We start from the raw sequence: 17231 nt of genomic DNA, 5'->3' as shown, positions 1-17231 counted from the left end.
GACTGATGTGACAGGTGCTTGTGAGTTGCCTGAAGGTGTTGAAATGGTAATGCCTGGTGATAACGTACAGTTAACAGCTACTTTGATCGCGCCAATCGCGATGGAAGAAGGTCTACGCTTCGCGATTCGTGAAGGTGGTCGTACTGTAGGTGCGGGTGTTGTAGCTAAGATTGTTGAATAATCTGACGCCTATATCCTAAAAAAAGAGCTGCCTTCGGGCGGCTCTTTTTTTTGTGCTAAAAGAAATCGTATTTATGTCGGGATGTCGGTTGACACGGTTGGTTGCAATACGTACAATGCGGCTCCTTTTTTATACAGCAGTCACGCGCCTTTTTGGGTTTAAGTGGCTAATTACTGGAGTTTTGGTCACATGCAAAGCCAAAAAATCAGAATCAGACTAAAAGCTTTTGATTATCGTCTGATCGATCAGTCTACACAAGAAATTGTAGATACGGCGAAGAGAACCGGTGCGCAAGTGCGTGGTCCGATTCCTCTTCCAACTAAGAAAGAGAGATTTACAGTTTTGATTTCTCCTCACGTAAACAAAGATGCGCGTGATCAGTATGAGATTCGTACTCATAAGAGAATGATGGATATTGTAGAGCCTACAGAAAAAACTGTAGATGCACTAATGAAACTTGACCTGGCAGCTGGCGTAGACGTTCAGATTAGTCTTGGTTAAGTTTTTCCAACTTTTCTAAAAAGTTGGTGCCGTTCAAGTTAGATCGAGCGGTAAAGTGTAACTACCTAATTTATAGGGCCATAGAGGGTGAAAGCCCCGTACACTTAAGAGGTGAAAAATGGCGATTGGTTTAGTCGGCCGTAAGGCTGGGATGACTCGAGTTTTTACAGACGAAGGTGCATCCATTCCGGTAACGGTTATCGAGGTTGAAGATAACCGTATCACACAGGTGAGAACAGACGATGTTGATGGTTACCGTGCAATTCAGGTAACTGTTGGTGAGCGTCGCGCTTCTCGCGTATCTAAAGCTGCAGCTGGACATTTTGCGAAAGCAGGTGTTGAAGCGGGTCGTGGTCTTTGGGAATTCCGTTTGGCGGAAGGCGAAGGCGAAGATCTTAAAGCAGGTGACGCACTTAATGCGACAGTCTTCGAAGTTGGTCAGATTATTGATGTAACTGGTCAGTCTAAAGGTAAAGGTTTCCAGGGCGGTATTAAGCGTTGGAACTTTGGCATGCAAGATGCGACGCATGGTAACTCGTTGTCACACAGATCAAACGGTTCAATTGGTCAGTGTCAGACGCCAGGTCGTGTTTTTAAAGGCAAGAAGATGTCAGGTCACATGGGTGCTGAACAAGTTACTGTTCAGAGCTTAGAAGTCGTTCGTGTAGACGCAGAACGTAACCTTTTATTGATTAAAGGTTCTGTTCCTGGTGCTACTGGCGCGGACATCATTGTCAAGCCAGCACAGAAGGCATAGGGGGCGTCATGGAATTAACAATTACTGGTTCTGGAAATTCAGTGGCTGTATCTGAAGCTACGTTTTCTCGTGAATTTAATGAGTCTTTGGTTCATCAGGTTGTCACTGCATATATGGCAGCTGCCCGCCAGGGTTCTCGAGCTCAGAAAACTCGTTCTGAAGTAAGTGGTGGTGGTAAGAAGCCATGGAAGCAGAAGGGTTCTGGTCGTGCACGTGCAGGTACTATTCGTAGCCCAATCTGGCGTTCAGGTGGTGTTACATTTGCTGCGAAGCCGCAAGATCACTCTCAAAAAGTAAACCGTAAAATGTATCGTGCAGCGATGCAGGTTATTTTGTCAGAGTTGGTTCGTCAGGAGCGTTTGTTGGTTGTTGAAGAGCTAACTGTTGCTGAGCCAAAGACAAAAGAGCTGACTGCTAAGTTGAAAGAGCAGGGTTTGCTAGATAGTACTTTGATCATCTCTGAAGAAATTGATCAAAACTTATATTTGGCGTCTCGCAATATCCCTAAAGTGGATGTGCGTGATGCGGAAAGTGTTGACCCTGTAAGCCTTGTTGGTTTCGATAAGGTGGTTGTCACAGTTTCTGCTCTTAAAAAGATTGAGGAGATGTTGGGATGAATGAACAACGTATCTATAAGGTTCTTTTAGGTCCTCATATTTCTGAAAAAGCTTCTATGGCAGCAGAGAACAACCAGGTTTGTTTTAAGGTTGCTGCGGATGCTAGCAAGCCAGAAATCAAGAAGGCTGTTGAGAAACTTTTCAATGTTACAGTTGAAGCAGTTCAAACTGTAAATATTAAAGGCAAGACTAAGTTCACTAAGAACGGTCTTGGTAAGCGCAAAGATATTCGTAAGGCTTATGTCAAATTGGCAGAAGGTCAGGATATCGATTTCATGGACGTGGAATAAGGTAGAGGTCGAATTATGCCAGTCGTAAAAACCAAACCAACATCTGCCGGCCGTCGTCATGTCGTTAAGGTAGTACACCCTCATTTATACAAGGGTCGTCCTTATGCGCCGTTAGTTGAAAAGAAATCTAAAAATGGCGGTCGTAATAACAACGGTCGTATTACTGTTCGTCACAAGGGTGGCGGTCATAAGCAGCACTATCGTGTTGTTGACTTCAAGCGCACAAAAGACGGCATTCCAGCTGTTGTTGAGCGTATCGAGCACGATCCAAATCGTTCAGCGCACATCGCATTGCTGAAATATATGGATGGCGAGCGTCGTTACATTATTGCTCCTAAAGGTGTTGAAGTCGGTCAAGAGATTCGTTCGGGTGAAGATGCTCCTATTAAAGTAGGCAGTACCTTACCTATTCGAAATATTCCTGTGGGTAGTGTTATCCACTGTGTTGAATTGAAGCCTGGTAAAGGCGCTCAAATCGCTCGTAGTGCAGGTACTTCTGCGCAGCTAGTAGCAAGAGAAGGTGCTTATGCAACTCTTCGTTTGCGTTCTGGTGAAATGCGTAAGGTTCTTGTTGAATGTCGAGCTACTTTGGGTGAGGTTTCAAACAGTGAGCACAGCCTACGGCAATTAGGTAAAGCGGGTGCATCACGTTGGCGCGGTATTCGACCAACGGTGCGTGGTGTTGTTATGAACCCAGTTGACCACCCACATGGTGGTGGTGAAGGGCGAACCTCTGGTGGTCGTCACCCTGTTACTCCTTGGGGTGTACCTACTAAAGGCTATAAAACTCGCAAGAACAAACGCACTGACAAGATGATAGTACGTCGTCGGTCGGCTAAGTAATTAACTAAGAGGGTTACGCTGTGCCACGTTCTTTGAAAAAAGGTCCATTTATAGACCTTCATTTATTGAAGAAAGTAGAAACGGCTCTGGAAAAAGGTGACAAGAAACCAATTAAGACTTGGTCTCGTCGTTCAACTGTTTTTCCTGAGATGGTAGGCCTGACTATTGCGGTTCATAACGGACGTCAACACGTTCCTGTTTATGTAACCGAAGATATGGTTGGTCATAAATTAGGTGAATTTGCTGCAACGCGTACTTATCGGGGTCATGATGCCGATAAGAAAGCGAAGCGATAATTCTGAGAGGATATTGAGATGGAAGTAGCTGCAAAGCATAGAGGTGCTCGTCTATCTGCTCAGAAGGCACGTTTGGTAGCAGATCAGATCCGAGGAAAGGGTGTAGAAGAGGCGTTGGAAGTTTTAACTTTCAGCACTAAGAAAGCTGCAGCCCTTATGAAGAAAGTGTTGGAGTCGGCTATCGCAAATGCAGAGCATAACGATGGTTTGGACGTAGATGAGCTTAAAGTTTCAACAGTATTTGTTGATGAAGGCCCAACTATGAAACGAATCCGACCACGTGCGAAAGGTCGTGCTGATAGAATATTCAAGCGCACCTGTCATATCACGGTCAAAGTGGCCGATAACTAGGAGATACTAAGATGGGTCAGAAAGTACATCCTACTGGTATCAGACTGGGTATTGTGAAAGACCACAACTCCGTTTGGTATGCAGAGAAAGGTGATTACGCTAAGTACTTGCTAAACGACATTCAGGTACGTGAGTATTTGATGAAAAAGCTTGAAAGAGCGTCAGTTAGCAAGATCACTATCGAGCGACCAGCTCAGAACGCTCGTGTGACAATTCACACTGCGCGTCCTGGTATCGTAATCGGTAAGAAAGGCGAAGATGTTGAAAAGCTTCGCAAAGAGATTGGCGAAATGATGGGGATTCCGGTTCACATCAATATCGAGGAAATTCGTAAGCCAGACTTGGATGCTAAGTTGGTTGCTGCAGGTGTAGCTAGCCAATTGGAACGTCGTGTTATGTTCCGTCGTGCAATGAAGCGTGCAGTTCAAAATGCAATGCGTCAAGGTGCGAAGGGTATCAAGATACAGCTTGGTGGTCGTTTGGGTGGTGCTGAGATAGCTAGAAGTGAATGGTATCGTGAAGGTCGTGTGCCTCTACATACATTGCGTGCAGACGTTGATTACTCAACGCATGAGGCAAATACCACTTACGGCATTATTGGCGTTAAAGTTTGGATCTTCAAGGGCGAGATTCTGGGTGGTATCGAACAGGTACGTGCTGAGAAGAAAGCTACCAAGAAGAAAGCTGCTAAGTAAGGGGCCAAGTAATGCTACAACCAAAACGTACCAAATTTAGAAAAATGCAGAAAGGCCGTAACCGCGGTCTGGCTCAGCGCGGTGCAAAGATAAGCTTCGGCGAATATGGTCTTAAGTGTACCGATCGCGGGCGTATTACTGCACGACAGATTGAGGCGGCTCGTCGTACGATCTCTCGAAAAGTTAAGCGTGGTGGTAAGATCTGGATCCGAATTTTTCCTGACAAGCCGATTACGCAAAAGCCTTTAGAAGTTCGTCAAGGTAAAGGTAAAGGTAGTGTTGAATATTGGGTTGCCCAGGTTCAGCCAGGTCGAGTTTTATTCGAAATTGAAGGTGTGCCGGAAGAGCTGGCGCGTGAAGCATTCGCTCTTGCAGCTGCAAAATTACCTGTTTCGACAACCTTTGTTGAAAGGACGGTGATGTAATGAAAGCAAGTGAATTAACAAGTAAGTCTGTAGACGAGTTGAATCAGGATCTTCTTGGTTTGCTTAAAGAGCAGTTTAACTTGCGTCTACGCAAGTCTACTGGTCAGTTGAATCAGTCTCATTTACTTCGTCAGAATAGACGCGACATTGCACGCATTAAAACTGTATTGACGCAAAAGGCAGGTGAATGATTATGACTGATACTGCACAGAACACAGCTCGTACCTTAAATGGTAAAGTTGTTAGTAACAAAATGGATAAGTCAATCACTGTGATGATTGAGCGTCGTGTAAAGCATCCAATCTACGGTAAGTACGTTAAGCGTTCTACCAAGGTACATGCTCACGATGAGAATAACGAATGCAACATCGGCGATGTAGTAACAATTCAAGAGACGCGTCCTCTTTCGAAGACAAAGTCTTTCACGTTACTAAACATCGATGAAAAAGCATCTAACGTTTAACCCCTGGTAAGGTTTGGAGAACAACGATGATTCAGACGGAAAGTATGCTAGATGTGGCCGATAACAGCGGTGCGCGTCGAGTAATGTGTATTAAAGTGCTGGGTGGTTCACATCGTCGTTATGCACGAATTGGTGATGTAATTAAAGTCACTGTAAAAGAAGCTATACCTCGCGGCAAAGTCAAAAAAGGCGATGTCATGAGTGCTGTGGTAGTGCGTACGCGTAGTGGTGTACGTCGCCCAGATGGCTCTTTAATTAAATTCGATGGTAACGCTGCTGTGTTGTTAAACGCTAGTGATGCACCGATTGGAACTCGTATTTTTGGTCCTGTAACTCGTGAGTTGCGCGGCGATAAGTACATGAAAATTATTTCTTTAGCACCTGAAGTGCTTTAAGGACGAGAGGCCGGTTATGAAAAAGATCAAACGTGACGATGAAGTGATTGTCATAGCAGGCAAGGACAACGGTAAGCGTGGTAAAGTTAATCGTGTGATGAAGGATGGCCGTTTGGTCGTTTCTGGAATCAACATGATTAAGCGCCACACTAAGCCTAACCCAATGCTGGGTACGCCAGGTGGCATTGTTGAGAAAGAAGCGCCAATTCAGGCTTCTAATGTTGCGATTTTTAATCCAACAACCAACAAAGCAGACCGTGTAGGCTTCAAAGTCCTTGAAGATGGCAAGAAGGTACGTGTATTCAAATCTAACGACGAGCTCGTAGATAAGTAGGCAGGTAATAAACCATGGCAAATATGAAAGAAGTTTATAAAAGCGAAGTGGTACCTGCACTGCAAAAAGAGTTCGATTACAAGAGCATAATGCAAGTACCGAAAATTGAGAAAATTACCCTTAATATGGGTGTTGGCGAAGCGCTAGCAGACAAAAAAATGCTAGAGAACGCAATCGCTGATCTTGAGAAATTAGCTGGCCAAAAGCCAGTGACTACAAAAGCTCGTAAGTCAGTAGCTGGCTTTAAAGTTCGTGAAGGTTATCCGATCGGCTGTAAAGTTACTTTACGTGGCGAGCGTATGTGGGAATTTTTCGAGCGTTTAGTTGGTATCGCTATTCCGCGTATCCGCGACTTCCGAGGTCTAAACTCGAAGTCATTTGACGGACGTGGTAATTATTCAATGGGTGTTAAAGAGCAAATCATATTCCCAGAGATTGATTACGACAAAGTCGATAAGATTCGTGGTCTAGACATTACTATTACTACATCTGCTGCAACGGATGATGAGGGTCGAGCTTTGCTTCGCGCTTTCAACTTCCCGTTCAAAAAATAAGGGTAAGAAGCAATGGCTAAGATCTCAATGAAGCAGCGCGAACTAAAGCGCGAAAAAACAGTAGCCAAGTATGCTGAGAAGCGTGCGGAGCTAAAAGCAATTATCTCTAACCAAAATACTTCTGATGAAGATCGTTGGGAAGCTCAGAAACAATTGCAAAAGCTACCGCGTAACGCTAGTCCAAGCAGACTTAGAAATCGCTGTCAAGTGACAGGTCGACCACATGGCGTATACCGCAAGTTCAAACTTTCACGAATTAAATTGCGTGAACAGGGAATGAGTGGTAATGTGCCCGGCCTGAAAAAAGCAAGCTGGTAATACCAGTAAAGAAACGTTGGTAAGTACCATAACAAGCTGGTGGGGTTTCCTTCCGGCTTGTTTTTGATACTGCACAACTAAAAAGACTAGGAGTTCATACGATGAGTATGCAAGATACGCTTGCGGATATGTTCACACGTATTCGTAATGCACAGATGGCTGAGAAGCAATCTGTCACAATGCCTTCTTCTAAAATGAAGGTGTCAGTACTAGAAGTATTAAAGTCAGAAGGTTTCATCGAAGGCTTTAACACTGATGGTCAGGTAAAAGCACAGGTAACTGTTGATCTTAAGTATTTCGAAGGCAAGCCAGTCATCGAAGAAATTAAGAGAGCTAGCCGTCCAGGTCTACGCCAGTTTAAAGGTAAAGACGAGCTGCCAAGCATTCGCGGTGGTTTGGGTGTTGCCATTATTTCAACTTCGCAAGGTGTGATGACCGACCGAGCTGCGCGTAATGCCGGCATTGGTGGCGAAGTAATCTGCACAGTTTTCTAGGAGAAGGGCATGTCTAGGGTTGCTAATAGTCCAGTTCAGCTTCCTTCCGGTGTAGAAGTTAAGCTAACTGAGCAAGAAATTGAAGTAAAGGGCGGTAAAGGCACTTTATCTTTGGATCTTAATTCTGTTGTTACTGTAACGCAGGAAGGTTCAGAAATTAAATTTGCTGCTAAAAATGGCAGCAAGTTCTCACGAGCGATGTCTGGTACGACTCGCGCGTTGGTAAACAACATGGTTACTGGTGTAAGTACTGGCTTCCAGAAAAAGCTACAGCTAATCGGTGTTGGTTATCGTGTACAGATGCAGGGCAAGAAACTAAATCTGTCATTGGGTTTTTCTCACCCAGTCGAATACGAGCTTCCTGAAGGTATTAAAGCTGAAGCTCCATCACAGACCGAGATTGTTTTGTCAGGCGCTGACAAACAGTTGCTAGGTCAGGTTGCTGCTGAAATTCGTGCTTTCCGTCCGCCAGAGCCTTACAAAGGTAAGGGTGTACGCTTTGCTGACGAACATGTCAGACGCAAAGAAGCTAAGAAGAAATAGGTGAAGCTATGAGCATTAAGAAAGAATCAAGACTACGTAGAGCGAAAAAAACTCGCTTTAAGTTAAAAGCTTTGGGTGAGACCCGACTTACAGTTCATCGTACACCTAAGCATATCTACGCACAGATTATTTCAGGTGAAGGAAACAAGGTTTTAGCCTCTGCTTCTACTCTGGATAAAGATCTTCGCGGCGAAGGTACAGGTAACATTGACGCGGCTACTAAAGTTGGTGCTTTGATCGCTGAGCGAGCAAAGACAGCTGGTGTTTCAAGAGTAGCATTTGATCGTGCTGGTTTTAAATATCACGGTCGTGTAAAGGCATTGGCTGACGCTGCGCGTGAAGCCGGATTAGAGTTCTAAGGGGCATTACGATGAGCGTAGAAGACAAAAACGGTCCAGAGCTACAGGAAAAACTTGTACAAGTTAACCGTGTAGCAAAAGTTGTTAAAGGTGGTCGAATCTTCGGTTTCACAGCACTAACTGTTGTTGGTGATGGTGCAGGTCGTGTAGGTTTCGGTCGTGGTAAAGCGCGTGAAGTTCCAATCGCTATTCAAAAAGCAATGGATGCAGCTCGCAAGAATATGGTTGACGTACCTCTTAGCGGTACAACCTTGCAATATCCTGTAACTGCAAAGCATAGTGGCTCTAAGGTCTATATGCAGCCTGCTTCAGATGGTACTGGTATCATCGCTGGCGGCGCAATGCGCGCAGTGCTAGAAGTCGCAGGGATTCAAAACGTACTTGCTAAGTGCTACGGCTCTACAAACCCAGTTAACGTTGTTCGCGCAACAGTTAAAGGTTTGAGTGCAATGAAGTCACCAGAAGACGTTGCTGCTAAGCGCGGCAAGTCTGTAGACGAAATTACAGGATAAGGTCATGGCTAAGAAAACAATACAGGTTACATTGTACCGTAGCCCGATTGGTCGCTTACCTGCTCATAGAGCGTGTGTTACCGGTCTTGGTCTACGTAAGATTGGTCAGACTGTAGAGCTGGAAGATACACCTTCAGTTCGCGGTATGGCTAACAAAGTTAACTACATGGTTAGGATTGAAGGAGAATAAAATGCGTCTTAATTCAATAAGTCCAGCTCCTGGATCAAAGCCTACAGCTCGACGTGTAGGTCGCGGTATTGGTAGTGGTTTTGGTAAAACTTGTGGTCGTGGCCACAAGGGTTTGAAGTCTCGTTCTGGCGGTTCTGTAGCGCCAGGTTTCGAGGGTGGTCAGCAACCTCTAGCACGCCGACTTCCAAAGTTCGGTTTCAGTTCACGTCAAGCTAAGTACTCTGCTGAAATTCGTTTGAACGAATTAGCAGCTGTCGAAGCTGATGTTATCGACTTGGATGCGTTGAAAAACGCAAACTTGGTTCGTCGTGATGCTAAGCAGGCTAAAGTTATTTTGTCGGGCGAGTTATCTAAAGCAGTTACTATTCAAGGTTTGAAAGTAACTAAAGGTGCTCGTGAAGCAATTACTGCTGCTGGCGGAAAGGTAGAGGATTAATACCCATGGCGAAGTCAAACGCATTGCCTTCGGGCGTAGGTAAAGGTTTTGCAGAACTCAAATCAAGATTATGGTTTGTGTTCGCTGCAATCCTGGTTTATCGAGTTGGTGCGCACATTCCAGTGCCAGGCATCAACCCAGAGAGACTAGCCGCGCTATTCGAGCAAAACCAAGGTACTATTTTGAGCTTGTTTAACATGTTCTCTGGTGGTGCATTGGAGCGAATGAGTATCTTCGCCTTGGGAATCATGCCCTATATTTCTGCATCGATCATTATGCAGTTGTTAACTGCTGTAAGCCCTACTCTTGAACAGCTTAAGAAAGAAGGCGAAGCGGGTCGTAGAAAGATTAGTCAGTATACGCGTTATGGCACAGTTGCTTTAGCGTTGATACAGGCTTCAGGTATGTCGGTAGGTCTTGCCTCTCAAGGTGTGACCTTCACTGATAGCTTTAGTTTCTACTTCCTTGCGATCTCTACATTTGTTTGTGGTGCTGTCTTCCTTATGTGGTTGGGAGAGCAGATTACAGAGCGTGGTATTGGTAACGGTATTTCCTTGTTGATATTTGCAGGGATTGTCGCGGGTTTACCAGGTGCGTTCGGTCAGTCGTTTGAAGCTGCAAGGCAGGGAGAATTAAATATCCTTGCATTGTTAGGTATTGGTGTATTCGCAGTTGCTATCGTTGCCTTCGTCGTGTTTATCGAACGAGGTCAAAGACGCATCACTGTTAATTATGCAAAAAGACAACAGGCACGTGGTGGTTACTCTCAGCAGTCAAGCCATTTGCCGCTTAAAGTTAATATGGCTGGCGTAATCCCGCCTATATTTGCTTCGAGTATATTGTTGTTTCCTGCTTCAATGGGGCAGTGGTTCGGACAGAGCGAGGGCATGGAGTGGTTAGCTAATGTTTCTCAAGCGCTTGGGCCGAGTCAGCCTCTGTATGTTATTTTGTTTGCCATTGCAGTCGTCTTCTTCTGCTTCTTTTATACAGCGTTAATGTATAACCCAAAAGAAGTTGCAGATAACCTTAAGAAGTCTGGTGCTTTCGTTCCGGGTATTCGTCCAGGGGCGCAGACCGCAAACTATATCGATAGCGTACTGACACGTTTGACAATCTTCGGTGCAGCCTATATTGCCGCAGTTTCTTTGTTGCCGCAGTTTTTGGTTGTTTGGGCAAATGTTCCATTCTATTTCGGTGGTACATCCCTGTTGATCGTTGTGGTCGTAGTCATGGATTTCATGGCGCAAGTTCAGTCTCATTTAATGTCCCATCAATATGAGTCACTGATGAAAAAATCGAACCTTAAAGGTTACGGTAATGGTGGGATGCAGCGTTAATCGCGAAGAGTTGAAAATTTAGTTTTTGGAGTAGCATATGAAAGTTCGTGCTTCGGTAAAGAAAATCTGCCGTAACTGTAAAATTATTAGAAGAAATGGCTCTGTAAGAGTTATTTGTCAAGAGCCTCGTCATAAGCAACGCCAAGGTTAATTGGTGTTGTATGAAAAGTGTGCTGCATATAGCTTGATTTATATTTAATCAGGCTGTATGATTTGCGCCCTTTTTATCAGACGGTAACTAAACAGTAGCGTAGAGCATTTGCTCAATTTAGCTACCAATTAAGCGGAGTAAGATGGATGGCACGTATAGCCGGTGTCAATATACCCGACAATAAACACGCAGTAATTTCTCTGACTTACATCTTTGGTGTAGGCAGAACTACTGCACAAAAAATATGCGATGCAACGGGTATAGCCCGTACTGCTAAAGTTAGCACGCTATCTGAAGAGCAGTTAGAAATATTGCGTTCTGAGGTCAATAACTTGACCGTAGAAGGCGATTTGCGTCGTGAACTTCAAATGAATATTAAACGGTTGAAGGACCTGGGTTGTTATCGTGGTCTTCGTCATCGTCACAGCTTGCCTGTGCGCGGTCAGCGAAGCAAAACGAACGCACGTACCCGTAAGGGCCCTCGTAAACCAATTCGTAAATAATAGGAATTCGTAATGGCAAAGCCAGGTACACGTACCCGTAAAAAGGTGAAAAAGACTGTTGTTGATGGTATGGCTCATATCCATGCATCATTCAACAATACTATCGTTACCATTACTGACCGCCAAGGCAACGCTCTATCTTGGGCAACTGCTGGTGGATCAGGTTTCCGTGGTTCGCGAAAAAGTACACCTTTTGCTGCGCAGGTAGCAGCTGAAAGAGCCGGTAATGCGGCTGCTGAATACGGCCTTAAGAACTTAGAAGTTCAAGTTAAGGGTCCTGGACCAGGACGCGAGTCCGCTGTTCGCGCTTTAAACGCTTGTGGTTATAAAATCACAAATATCACGGATGTGACACCTATTCCACACAATGGTTGTCGCCCACCTAAGAAACGTCGCGTTTAGAGGATTAGCAAATGGCTCGTTATATTGGACCAAAATGTAAACTGTCACGCCGTGAAGGTACTGACTTATTTTTGAAAAGTGGCGCTAAAGCGCTAGATTCAAAGTGTAACTTAGAAACTGCTCCAGGTATGCACGGTGCTCGTCGCGGACGTTTGTCTGAATACGGTACCCAGTTACGAGAGAAGCAGAAAGTTCGCCGTCTATACGGTGTTCTTGAAAAACAGTTTCGTGGCTACTATAAAGAAGCTGCACGCCGTAAAGGCGCTACAGGTGAAAACTTGCTTCAGTTGCTGGAACAACGCCTTGATAATGTTGTATATCGTATGGGCTACGGTTCTACTCGCGCAGAATCACGTCAGCTTGTATCCCACAAGGCAATCGTTGTTAACGATCAGGTAGTGAATATCGCATCTTACCAAGTTAAAGCTGGTGATGTTGTTGCTGTTCGCGAAAAAGCTAAGAACCAATTGCGTGTTAAAAACGCTGTTGAGTTAGCAGCTAATCGCGGGGCAGTTGAGTGGATCGACGTAGATACCAATAAACTCACAGGAACTTTTAAAGCTGTTCCTGAGCGTTCAGAGCTACCTTCGGACATCAACGAGAATCTAATTGTTGAGCTTTACTCTAAGTAATCTCATCGGATACAACATAAGGTATAGGGGCATATATGCAGCGTTCAGTTAATGAATTCTTGAATCCACGAAACATTGAAGTTCAAGGTTTAAGCGCAACACATGCAAAAGTTATTCTAGAGCCATTAGAGCGAGGTTTCGGCCATACGCTTGGTAGCGCATTAAGAAGAATTCTTTTGTCATCAATGCCGGGTTGTGCAGTTGTAGAAGCAGAAATCGAAGGTGTATTGCATGAGTACAGCGCAATCGAAGGTGTTCAAGAGGATGTTATTGAGATCCTTTTGAACCTTAAAGGTTTGGCTATAAACATGCACTCACGCGATGAAGCTAGTTTGACGCTTACTAAGAAGGGGCCAGGCCCAGTCTTGGCTAGTGACATTCAGTTGGATCATGACGTTGAAATCATGAATCCGGATCATGTTATTTGCAACCTTAGCGACAATGGTGATATCACTATGACGCTACGTGTTGGTCGCGGTCGTGGCTATGAGCCAGCTGACCAGCGTGGTAATAATGATGATGAAACACGCGCAATCGGTCGTTTGCAGTTGGATGCGTCATATAGTCCGGTTTCGCGAGTTGCATACTCTGTTGAGAATGCGCGAGTTGAGCAACGTACTGACCTCGATAAGCTTGTAATTGATCTTGAAACTAACGGTACTATTGATCCTGAGGATTCAATCCGCCGTGCAGCTACAATTCTTCAGCAACAACTTGCTGTATTCGTTGATTTCGATAACGAAAAAGAAGTAGTTCAAGAAGAGGAAGAGGAAGAAGTCGATCCAATCCTGCTTCGTCCAGTAGATGATCTAGAGCTAACCGTTCGTTCTGCGAATTGTTTGAAAGCAGAGAATATTTACTACATTGGTGACCTAATTCAACGTACTGAGGTTGAACTGCTAAAAACGCCTAATTTGGGTAAGAAGTCTCTTACAGAAATTAAGGATGTGCTAGCATCTCGTGGTCTTTCATTAGGTATGCGTCTTGAAAACTGGCCTCCAGCTAGTTTGAAAGGTGATGACCGAGTACTGGGTGGCTAAGTCATCCTCGGTTTGAATAGGTAAGGAATTATAAAATGCGTCATCGTAAAAGTGGTCGTAAACTTAATAGAAATAGCTCGCACAGAAAAGCCATGTTCAAAAATATGGCAGCTTCTCTTGTTGAGCATGAGTTAATCAAAACAACTTTGCCAAAAGCTAAAGAGCTACGTCGTGTAGCTGAGCCTTTGATTACGTTAGCGAAGAACGATACAGTTGCAAATCGCCGTTTGGCTTTTGCTCGTACTCGTGACAATGCTGTTGTAGCGAAATTGTTTAATGAGCTTGGTCCTCGTTACCAAGATCGCCCAGGTGGTTATATCCGCATTCTAAAATGTGGTTTCCGTTCTGGTGATGCAGCGCCAATGGCGTTCGTTGAGCTAGTTGACCGCCCAGTGGTTGAAGCCTTCGAGGATGACGACGAGTAGGTCTATTACTCACCGTCGTAAAAAAACCAGCCTAGTGCTGGTTTTTTTGTATCTGGAATAAATAAGGCTAAAGGCCCGTAGGCCTTGCAGAGTATTGATAAACCCCGGTATTTTATATCGAGGTTTTGTTTTGCATAAATCGTTTAAAAAACAACCTCAAAATAGGTCGATTTTTTAAATCTTTTAGTAGTTTACAGTGAAAAAAACTATTTCATTCACGTAGAAGCGCGTCCTAAAAAGTACGCCGAGGTTTGTCAGCAGTCTGAAAGGCCCGTAGGCCTTGTTTTGTTTATTTCCTGGCCAGTATTGGCTTTAAGAATTGTCCAGTAAATGAACCATCGACCTCTGAGACATGCTCAGGACTTCCTGTTGCAACGATTTGACCGCCTTTCGAACCGCCTTCTGGTCCTAGGTCTACTATCCAGTCAGCAGTTTTTATGACATCTAGATTGTGCTCGATTACGACAATCGTATTGCCGTGATCTCTAAGCCTGTTAAGAACAGTCAGTAATTGCTGGATATCATAGAAGTGCAAGCCAGTAGTTGGTTCGTCAAGGATGTAGAGGGTTTTACCTGTATCTCGCTTGGAAAGCTCTTTAGCTAGTTTGACACGCTGGGCTTCGCCGCCAGATAGTGTAATCGCACTTTGACCAAGTCTGATATACGACAGGCCAACATCCATTAAGGTCTGAAGCTTTCGGGCAATAAAGGGAACCGCGTCAAAGAATTCACGCGCATCTTCGATAGTAAGGTCCAGAACTTCGTGGATATTCTTCCCTTTATAGGTGATATCTAGTGTTTCCCTGTTGTATCGCTTGCTCTTACAAACATCACAAGGGACATAGACATCAGGTAGAAAGTGCATTTCTACTTTTGTGACGCCATCACCCTGACAGGCCTCACAGCGGCCACCCTTAACATTGAAGCTAAAGCGGCCTGGTTTATATCCACGAGACCTTGCCTCGTGAGTGCCAGCAAATAACTCTCTGATAGGTGTAAACAGTCCTGTATAGGTCGCGGGGTTTGATCTTGGGGTGCGTCCGATCGGGCTCTGATTAATATCGATAACTTTATCGAAAAAGTGCATGCCGTGAATGGCTTCGTGCTCTGCTGCATTTAAGGTCGTGGCATTATTTAGTTCAGTCGCCGCTAAGGGGTAAAGCGTTGAGTTGATCAGGGTTGACTTACCAGAGCCTGAAACACCAGTAATGCAGGTAAATAAGCCAACTGGAATTTCAAGTGTAACGTTTTCAAGGTTATTTCCCTTGGCGCCTTGCAGAATGAGTTGTTTGTTCTTATTTGGTTTATGGCGTTCATCCGGGATTTCAATTCGTTTGCTGCCACACAGATATTGGCCGGTTAGGGATGCAGGGTTCGACATAACTTCATCAGGTGTACCTTCGGCGACGATCTCGCCACCATGTATTCCAGCCCCCGGGCCGATATCAATGACGTGATCGGCAAGTCTGATAGCATCTTCGTCGTGTTCAACAACGATTACAGTATTACCTAGCTCTTTGAGATGAGTGAGTGTTTTTAAGAGGCGATCATTGTCCCGTTGGTGAAGTCCGATCGATGGTTCATCCAGAATATACATGACGCCCACAAGCCCGGCGCCAATCTGGCTTGCTAGCCGTATTCTTTGGGCTTCGCCGCCGGATAATGTGTCGGCACTACGTTCCAGATTTAGATAATCTAGGCCTACGTTCACTAGAAACTCCAATCGTAAGCGGATCTCTTTTAGAATCTTGTCAGCTATTTCTCCTCGTTGACCGCTAAGTTCTAGGTTTTCGAAATAATCCAAAGCAGTACCAATGGGGAGCTTGGCTAAGTCGGGTAGTGAGTCTTTGTCTATGTAAACATGCCGCGATGCTTGCTTTAAGCGGGTGCCATGGCAGCTTGGGCAAGGTTGGTTGTTTAGGTACTTGGCAAGATCTTCCCGAACCATATTTGATTCGGTTTCTCGATAGCGTCTTTCGATGTTAGGGATGACGCCCTCAAAAACGTGTGAGCGCTGTACGCTGTCGCCACGACTATTGACATAGGTGAAGGATATTTCTTCTTCTTGGCTTCCGTACAATAGGATTTGTTTAAAGCTATCAGGCAGCTCTTCATAGGTCTGCGAGATGTCGACATTATAGTGTTCGGCAACATTACTTAAGAGTTGAAAGTAGTAGATTGTGCGTCGATCCCAACCTCTAATTGCGCCTTCTGCAAGTGTCAGGCTAGGGTTGTGTACGATTCTTTCAGGATCAAAAAACTGATTAACGCCTAAGCCATCACAGGAGCTACAGGCACCGGCAGGATTGTTAAAAGAGAACATACGAGGCTCAAGCTCACTAATCGCATAACCACAATGTGGGCAGGCAAATCGTGAAGAGAAAATGATTTCATCCTGGCTGTCGTCTTCCCCCATTGGGGCAACAACTGCAATGCCATCTGTAAGAGCAAGGCATGTCTCAAAGGATTCTGCAATACGTTGTTGGATATCGTTGCGAACCTTAAAGCGGTCAACGACCACCTCAATGGTGTGCTTTTTATTCTTCTCAAGCTTAGGCGTGTCATCGAGGTCAGTAATAATGCCGTCAATTCGGGCGCGAATGAATCCCTGGCTCAAGAGATCTTGGAAGACATGAAGATGTTCGCCTTTACGGTTTTGGACAATTGGGGCGAGCAGCATAAGCCTGCTTTCTTCAGGAAGCTCAAGCACTTTATCAACCATCTGGCTAACAGTTTGCGCATTGAGTGGTGCGTCATGCTCTGGGCATCGAGGTTCGCCTGCGCGAGCGAATAATAGTCTCAGGTAATCGTAGATCTCAGTAATCGTACCGACAGTAGATCGTGGATTGTGAGAGGTGGATTTTTGCTCGATGGATATGGCTGGAGAAAGACCTTCAATATGGTCGACTTCAGGTTTGTCCATCATCGACAGGAATTGACGAGCGTAAGTCGACAGAGACTCGACATAACGTCGCTGGCCTTCAGCATAAAGCGTGTCAAAGGCGAGCGATGATTTACCGGAGCCAGATAAACCGGTTATTACGATTAGCTTATCACGAGGAATTGTAAGGTCGATATTTTTTAGGTTGTGTGTTTTTGCGCCACGAACGAGGATCTTATCCATTAATCTACTAACCGATGCTTAAAAACGGTCGATTATAGCAATTTAGACGCTAACTTGTATGAC

General features: G+C 44.8%; 29 protein-coding genes and 1 pseudogene. 29 read left to right on the top strand and 1 reads right to left on the bottom strand.

Annotation, left to right across the window (positions count from 1 at the left end):
- The 29 genes and pseudogenes from tuf to rplQ form a co-directional block, all read left to right on the top strand.
- A pseudogene (gene tuf / locus A3729_RS29200) lies at positions 1-181 on the top strand (elongation factor Tu); the annotation flags it as partial.
- Positions 182-370: 189 nt separating this feature from the next.
- Positions 371-682, top strand: coding sequence for a 30S ribosomal protein S10 (gene rpsJ / locus A3729_RS29195; protein ID WP_068455763.1), 312 nt, complete (start codon positions 371-373; stop codon positions 680-682).
- Between the two features lie 118 nt (positions 683-800).
- Positions 801-1439, top strand: coding sequence for a 50S ribosomal protein L3 (rplC, locus tag A3729_RS29190; protein ID WP_068508507.1), 639 nt, complete (start codon positions 801-803; stop codon positions 1437-1439).
- Positions 1440-1447: 8 nt separating this feature from the next.
- Positions 1448-2056 carry a 50S ribosomal protein L4 gene (gene rplD / locus A3729_RS29185; protein WP_068508509.1) on the top strand — a complete coding sequence of 203 codons (609 nt, stop codon included), beginning with the start codon at positions 1448-1450 and terminating at the stop codon, positions 2054-2056.
- A complete protein-coding gene (rplW, locus tag A3729_RS29180; protein ID WP_068508512.1) occupies positions 2053-2346 on the top strand; it encodes a 50S ribosomal protein L23 in 294 nt (97 codons plus the stop codon). Before rplD ends, rplW begins: the two co-directional genes overlap by 4 nt.
- A gap of 15 nt (positions 2347-2361) precedes the next feature.
- Positions 2362-3189, top strand: a complete 828-nt coding sequence (gene rplB / locus A3729_RS29175; RefSeq protein WP_068508514.1) for a 50S ribosomal protein L2 — start codon at positions 2362-2364, stop codon at positions 3187-3189.
- Positions 3190-3209: 20 nt separating this feature from the next.
- On the top strand, positions 3210-3485 hold the full coding sequence (gene rpsS / locus A3729_RS29170; RefSeq protein ID WP_068508516.1) for a 30S ribosomal protein S19: 276 nt from the start codon (positions 3210-3212) through the stop codon (positions 3483-3485).
- 12 nt (positions 3486-3497) lie between these two features.
- Positions 3498-3836: a 50S ribosomal protein L22 gene (gene rplV, locus A3729_RS29165; protein ID WP_368664608.1), complete on the top strand. Its 339-nt coding sequence runs from the start codon at positions 3498-3500 to the stop codon at positions 3834-3836.
- An 11-nt stretch (positions 3837-3847) separates the two neighbouring features.
- A complete protein-coding gene (gene rpsC, locus A3729_RS29160) occupies positions 3848-4531 on the top strand; it encodes a 30S ribosomal protein S3 (RefSeq protein WP_068508520.1) in 684 nt (227 codons plus the stop codon).
- An 11-nt stretch (positions 4532-4542) separates the two neighbouring features.
- Positions 4543-4956, top strand: coding sequence for a 50S ribosomal protein L16 (rplP, locus tag A3729_RS29155; RefSeq protein ID WP_068508522.1), 414 nt, complete (start codon positions 4543-4545; stop codon positions 4954-4956).
- Complete coding sequence (gene rpmC / locus A3729_RS29150) at positions 4956-5147, top strand: 50S ribosomal protein L29 (protein WP_068508532.1); 192 nt, start codon at positions 4956-4958, stop codon at positions 5145-5147. Before rplP ends, rpmC begins: the two co-directional genes overlap by 1 nt.
- A 2-nt stretch (positions 5148-5149) precedes the next feature.
- Entirely contained in the window at positions 5150-5419 is a 270-nt protein-coding gene (gene rpsQ, locus A3729_RS29145; RefSeq protein WP_068508559.1) for a 30S ribosomal protein S17, read from the top strand.
- A 26-nt stretch (positions 5420-5445) separates the two neighbouring features.
- The gene (gene rplN, locus A3729_RS29140; protein ID WP_068508534.1) at positions 5446-5814 is read left to right on the top strand and encodes a 50S ribosomal protein L14; all 369 of its coding nucleotides are present in this window, start codon (positions 5446-5448) and stop codon (positions 5812-5814) included.
- A 16-nt stretch (positions 5815-5830) separates the two neighbouring features.
- A complete protein-coding gene (gene rplX / locus A3729_RS29135; RefSeq protein ID WP_068508536.1) occupies positions 5831-6148 on the top strand; it encodes a 50S ribosomal protein L24 in 318 nt (105 codons plus the stop codon).
- A 14-nt stretch (positions 6149-6162) separates the two neighbouring features.
- Positions 6163-6702: a 50S ribosomal protein L5 gene (gene rplE / locus A3729_RS29130; protein ID WP_068508538.1), complete on the top strand. Its 540-nt coding sequence runs from the start codon at positions 6163-6165 to the stop codon at positions 6700-6702.
- A 12-nt stretch (positions 6703-6714) separates the two neighbouring features.
- On the top strand, positions 6715-7020 hold the full coding sequence (gene rpsN / locus A3729_RS29125) for a 30S ribosomal protein S14 (protein ID WP_068508540.1): 306 nt from the start codon (positions 6715-6717) through the stop codon (positions 7018-7020).
- A 101-nt stretch (positions 7021-7121) separates the two neighbouring features.
- A complete protein-coding gene (rpsH, locus tag A3729_RS29120; protein WP_068508541.1) occupies positions 7122-7514 on the top strand; it encodes a 30S ribosomal protein S8 in 393 nt (130 codons plus the stop codon).
- A gap of 9 nt (positions 7515-7523) precedes the next feature.
- Entirely contained in the window at positions 7524-8057 is a 534-nt protein-coding gene (gene rplF, locus A3729_RS29115) for a 50S ribosomal protein L6 (protein ID WP_068508542.1), read from the top strand.
- Between the two features lie 8 nt (positions 8058-8065).
- Positions 8066-8416, top strand: coding sequence for a 50S ribosomal protein L18 (gene rplR / locus A3729_RS29110; protein WP_068508543.1), 351 nt, complete (start codon positions 8066-8068; stop codon positions 8414-8416).
- A gap of 11 nt (positions 8417-8427) precedes the next feature.
- Positions 8428-8928, top strand: coding sequence for a 30S ribosomal protein S5 (rpsE, locus tag A3729_RS29105; RefSeq protein WP_068508544.1), 501 nt, complete (start codon positions 8428-8430; stop codon positions 8926-8928).
- A gap of 4 nt (positions 8929-8932) precedes the next feature.
- Complete coding sequence (gene rpmD / locus A3729_RS29100; protein WP_068508545.1) at positions 8933-9118, top strand: 50S ribosomal protein L30; 186 nt, start codon at positions 8933-8935, stop codon at positions 9116-9118.
- A gap of 1 nt (position 9119) precedes the next feature.
- Entirely contained in the window at positions 9120-9554 is a 435-nt protein-coding gene (rplO, locus tag A3729_RS29095; protein ID WP_068508547.1) for a 50S ribosomal protein L15, read from the top strand.
- A gap of 5 nt (positions 9555-9559) precedes the next feature.
- Complete coding sequence (secY, locus tag A3729_RS29090; protein WP_068508549.1) at positions 9560-10891, top strand: preprotein translocase subunit SecY; 1332 nt, start codon at positions 9560-9562, stop codon at positions 10889-10891.
- 37 nt (positions 10892-10928) lie between these two features.
- The gene (rpmJ, locus tag A3729_RS31225; RefSeq protein ID WP_082865410.1) at positions 10929-11042 is read left to right on the top strand and encodes a 50S ribosomal protein L36; all 114 of its coding nucleotides are present in this window, start codon (positions 10929-10931) and stop codon (positions 11040-11042) included.
- A 146-nt stretch (positions 11043-11188) separates the two neighbouring features.
- Positions 11189-11545 (top strand): 30S ribosomal protein S13, encoded by a 357-nt coding sequence (gene rpsM / locus A3729_RS29085; RefSeq protein ID WP_068508551.1) that lies wholly within the window; start codon positions 11189-11191, stop codon positions 11543-11545.
- Positions 11546-11557: 12 nt separating this feature from the next.
- Positions 11558-11947 carry a 30S ribosomal protein S11 gene (rpsK, locus tag A3729_RS29080; protein ID WP_068508553.1) on the top strand — a complete coding sequence of 130 codons (390 nt, stop codon included), beginning with the start codon at positions 11558-11560 and terminating at the stop codon, positions 11945-11947.
- Between the two features lie 11 nt (positions 11948-11958).
- Positions 11959-12579 (top strand): 30S ribosomal protein S4, encoded by a 621-nt coding sequence (rpsD, locus tag A3729_RS29075; RefSeq protein ID WP_068508558.1) that lies wholly within the window; start codon positions 11959-11961, stop codon positions 12577-12579.
- A gap of 35 nt (positions 12580-12614) precedes the next feature.
- Entirely contained in the window at positions 12615-13619 is a 1005-nt protein-coding gene (gene rpoA, locus A3729_RS29070; protein ID WP_068554544.1) for a DNA-directed RNA polymerase subunit alpha, read from the top strand.
- A 35-nt stretch (positions 13620-13654) separates the two neighbouring features.
- Complete coding sequence (rplQ, locus tag A3729_RS29065) at positions 13655-14044, top strand: 50S ribosomal protein L17 (protein ID WP_068511128.1); 390 nt, start codon at positions 13655-13657, stop codon at positions 14042-14044.
- A 289-nt stretch (positions 14045-14333) separates the two neighbouring features.
- Here rplQ and uvrA read toward each other — a convergent pair whose 3' ends face one another.
- The gene (gene uvrA / locus A3729_RS29060; protein ID WP_068554546.1) at positions 14334-17168 is read right to left on the bottom strand and encodes an excinuclease ABC subunit UvrA; all 2835 of its coding nucleotides are present in this window, start codon (positions 17166-17168) and stop codon (positions 14334-14336) included.
- Positions 17169-17231: the final 63 nt, after the last annotated feature.

The organism is Oleiphilus sp. HI0043 (assembly GCF_001634935.1).
The sequence above is the reverse complement of the archived record's forward strand: the minus strand, read 5'-3'. Positions and strand labels throughout refer to the sequence as shown.